Annotated in this window: 2 protein-coding genes; both read right to left on the bottom strand. The window is 39.9% G+C overall.

All coding sequences use genetic code 11. From position 1 onward, the window contains the following. Positions 1-161 precede the first annotated feature (161 nt). Positions 162-998: an IS21-like element helper ATPase IstB gene (gene istB, locus LY11_RS26280; RefSeq protein WP_111636541.1), complete on the bottom strand. Its 837-nt coding sequence runs from the start codon at positions 996-998 to the stop codon at positions 162-164. Between the two features lie 6 nt (positions 999-1,004). Beyond that, complete coding sequence (gene istA / locus LY11_RS26275) at positions 1,005-2,435, bottom strand: IS21 family transposase (protein WP_170132795.1); 1,431 nt, start codon at positions 2,433-2,435, stop codon at positions 1,005-1,007. Positions 2,436-2,678: the final 243 nt, after the last annotated feature.

Below are 2,678 nucleotides of genomic sequence, written 5' to 3'. Positions count from 1 at the left end.
TACTATAAAAAGCTAGGTCGAGATGATCAGGTGATTAGAATGCGGATGAAAGAAATTGCTGAAACTCGGGTTAGATATGGCAGTGAGAGGATATTGTTAATTATCATTGGAATGCCCCCACTAGTTCTCACTAAAATGCCGCCACTTAAAATTACAATAAATCATTCATTTTCAAAGTTTTCTTCCTCTTGTTCAGTGTTTTGTTCCTCATTCTTTTTTGGCCTGCCTCTTTTTGTATGCTGGCTTTCTTCTTTTTTATACAAATCCTGGACTTCAGCAAAATTCTTTACACGGTAGCTGGTACCTGTCACTTTTACAATCACCGCATGATGAACAATCCTATCAATGATGGCTGAGGCGATAACCTTATCCCCAAAAAGAGCTCCCCAATCTTCAAAGTTCCTGTTAGTAGTGATGATGAGCGAACCGGTCTCATATCTATGGCGGATGATTTCAAAGAAATCATCCATCCCATACTGCGGCATTTTCTTGAAACCCAATTCACCAAGTATAAGTAAATCCGGCTTGAGATATTTTTGCATTGTATAATGGTATGAACCATCTGCCCTTGAAGCATAAAGCTTTTCCATGAGTTCATTGGTATGAACAAATAGCACCTTCTTTCCCTTTTTGATAGCTTCCAGTCCAATGGCATGAGCCAGATGAGTTTTTCCGACCCCGGGTTTACCCATAAAAATGATATTACTTTTTTGCTCAATAAATCTGCAGGACGCCAATTCATAAACCATACGCTTATCAAGTTCAGGTTGAAAGGAGAAATCATAGGTGTCCAGAATCTTCTGTGAATGTAGTTTAGAGTCCCGTAATCTGTTCTGATAACTATTTGATTGTCTTCGGACAAATTCATCTTCTACAAGAAGTTCGAGGAATTCCAGGTAACTAATCTGATTTTCAAGCGCGTGTTTGTTGCGCATTTCAAGCCCATCTACCATTGAAGAGAGCTTAAGAGTTCTTAATTGTGTTTTTAAAGCTTCCATATTTGTTTAATTATTACGGATAATTTGATCATATATACTTAGGTCATGGCCATAGCCTTCGGTAAAGCTGATGTTGTTCTCTGGACTTTCATCCTGACGGTATAATCCTGATTCACATATTTTTTTGATCTGCTGGTAACCTAGCGCATTGAACCTTAATGCTCTTTTACAAGCCAGATTAATCACTTCCTCGCTATAACTTGTTTTTAGCTTCAGTATACCTCTTGTCATTGCTCCCCAATATGCCGGAACTTTTTGTTCCAACTGTAAAAAGACTTCTATTGCGTAAGGCCCTAAAGCGGCCATCCTTTGATAACACTCATCCCTGCTGATAAATCTTTTGTACTCAGGCTTATGTTCTTCCAGAGAAATATAAAGTCCCATGGCATGACTGATGCTATGGAGGGCAATTCTGGACTGGTTAGAGTAGATCTTTAGTAAGGTTCCGTTGCTTTCCAGTCTGACCTGCATTCCCACATATTTTGCCGGTACCGAGTAATAATTATGACGGTAACTGATATGGGCCAGGCGGCTTACTTTCCGGGCGGAAATATCCATGATCTCATAGCGTCTGGCCGGCAACTCCATCAGCGCTGTTTTCTCACGCTCATTAAATACCAGTTGAGGGACTTTCCTGGTCGTTCCATGGACTCTTTGATTGCAGATCTCTTCATTCCATACCTTAAGTTCACAAATGAGCTTATCATAATCAGTACCCCTGAAATTCTTCAAAAAGTTATTTTTTACATACTTGATCGCAGACTCGACTTTTCCCTTCTCCTGGGGTCGTCTTACTCTACAGGCAATAGGCGCACTGTTGTAATGTGCCAGGAATCCAGCGTATTGCTCCTGAAGAAGGGGTTCATAAAAATCAGGAGTGATTACACCAGCTTTAAGGTTATCCAGTTTAATCGTTTTTGGTACTCCACCAAAATATTCGAAAGCCTTGTAATGACATTCAATAAAACTTGAAATCTTCTGGTTAGTGACCAGCTGGTAATAAGTATAGCGGCTATAGGAAAGCACCATCGCAAATATCCAGACTTTAACTGGTGTCCCGTGGTTACGGAATGTACCCATATAACCGAAATCAACCTGAGACTCTGCTCCGGGATCGCAATGTATAGGGATATAAACTTCCTGCTTTTTTAAACGTTCTACCCAGCGGGCAACGCTGGGGTAGGAAACAGTTAACCCCTTTTCTGTGGTCAGCCGACGGTGGATCAAAAGAGCCGTTAAACCATCTTCAAAATAATCATTGATAAGATCCTTATACCCATCAAGGGTCTTGGTTCTCACCTGTTCATCCGGGCGGTCCTTGCCACTATCCAGTGCCGTCTTGATTCTGGAGATCGTCTTACGACACATCCCTAAATCTTTTGCGATCTCCCTGATTGATTTACCTTCGGATAATAATGTTTTTACGGTGTAATACATAGCCACTTGATACATAAGCGTCAGGATTTGTATCCTGACAAGTTAATAGATCAATATTAAGTGGTGGCATTTTAATGAGAAAAGGTGGCGACATTTTAATGAGAACTAACAGAAATAATTACTACATTAAATTATACATACCTTTAAGGTAACCACTCAGGTTCTCTCGGTTTATAAGTTATTGGTATAATTGATGGCCTATTAAAAGTATTTCCAGTTGATTACATGATTCCTTTTTTCCAA

It is taken from the genome of Pedobacter cryoconitis (genome assembly GCF_003259615.1).
Taxonomy (GTDB): domain Bacteria; phylum Bacteroidota; class Bacteroidia; order Sphingobacteriales; family Sphingobacteriaceae; genus Pedobacter; species Pedobacter cryoconitis.
Note: the sequence above shows the minus strand (reverse complement) of the source record. Positions and strands in the feature narration are given on the sequence as shown.